2 protein-coding genes are annotated in these 1,107 nt (G+C 75.0%); one reads left to right on the top strand and one right to left on the bottom strand.

All coding sequences use genetic code 11. From position 1 onward, the window contains the following. A partial coding sequence (locus AC0CYZ_RS18615) for an amidohydrolase family protein (RefSeq protein WP_472217999.1) occupies window positions 1-286 on the top strand: 286 nt, incomplete at its 5' end. Between the two features lie 8 nt (window positions 287-294). Here AC0CYZ_RS18615 and AC0CYZ_RS18610 read toward each other — a convergent pair. After that, the gene (locus AC0CYZ_RS18610; RefSeq protein WP_472217997.1) at window positions 295-1,056 is read right to left on the bottom strand and encodes an SDR family NAD(P)-dependent oxidoreductase; all 762 of its coding nucleotides are present in this window, start codon (window positions 1,054-1,056) and stop codon (window positions 295-297) included. Window positions 1,057-1,107: the final 51 nt, after the last annotated feature.

The raw sequence follows: 1,107 nt of genomic DNA, 5'->3' as shown, positions 1-1,107 counted from the left end.
CCGGACGAACAGCCTGGCCCGGGTCGCGGGGCTGGAGCGGACGGTGTCGGACTACGTCCGGTCGAACGTCCACATCACCTGCTCCGGGATGCTCAACCCGACGCTGCTGCGGCACACCCTGGAAGTCACGACGGCGGACCGCCTCCTCTTCTCGACCGACTATCCGTTCCAGCGACCGGCCCGCGCCGACATCGACGGGCTCCTCGACGCGTTCCCCTCCGACGAGGACCGGGAGGCGTTCACGGCCGGCAACGCGCGTGCCCTGTTCGGCGTCACGACCGGCTGAGGCCGGCCTCACCCGGAGCGCGTGCTCGTGATGCCCCCGTCGATCGCGATCTCGGCCCCGTGGAGGTAGCCGGCCCCGTCGGAGACCACCCAGGAGACGGCGGCGGCGACCTCGTCCGGGGTCCCCGGTCGCCCGGCCGGGGTGCCGGCGGTCATGCGGGCCACGACCTCGTCGTCACCGGCGTTGATCGGGGTCCGGGTCGCGCCGGGCGAGACCGTGTTGACCCGCACGCCGCGCGGGCCGAACTCCGCGGCCCAGCTGCGGGCGAGCTGCGCCTCGGCGGCCTTGGTGGCGCTGTAGAGCCCGACGAACGGGTGCCCGATCCCGGCCATCCAGGAGCCGATCACCACGACCACCCCGGAGCCACGCTCCACCATCCCCGGCGCGAGCGCGGCGGTGAGCACGTGCGGGGCGCGGACGTTGACCGCCAGGGTGGTCTCGAGGTCGTCGTCGGTCAGGCCCACGGTGTCGACGGCGGGACAGACGGCCGCGTTGTGCACCAGGACGTCGACGTGCCCGTCGAGCGCCTCGACCGCCGCGGACGCGAAGGCGCGGAGGTCGTCGGGGGCTCCGGTCAGGTCGGAGGCCAGGAAGACCGCGCTGCCCCCGCTGCCCTCGATGTCCTCGACGACGGCCTTCCCGCGGGCCTCGTCGCGGCCGGTGACCAGCACCCGGGCGCCGTCGGCGGCCAGGGCCCGGGCGGTCGCGGCCCCGATGCCGCTGGTGGAGCCGGTGACGAGGGCGTGGCGGCCGGTGAGGTGCGTGCTCATGGCGACGAGTCCACCCCGGTCACGGGTCGCGGACCAGGACGGGTGCTGCCT

Source organism: Actinomycetospora sp. (genome assembly GCF_055612215.1).
This window is presented reverse-complemented; position numbering and strand designations above follow the sequence as displayed.

Coding starts and splice junctions, on each gene's coding strand:
- AC0CYZ_RS18610 (WP_472217997.1), bottom strand. CDS start 1,056: ATGAGCACGCACCTCACCGGCCGCCACGCCCTCGTCACCGGCTCCACC.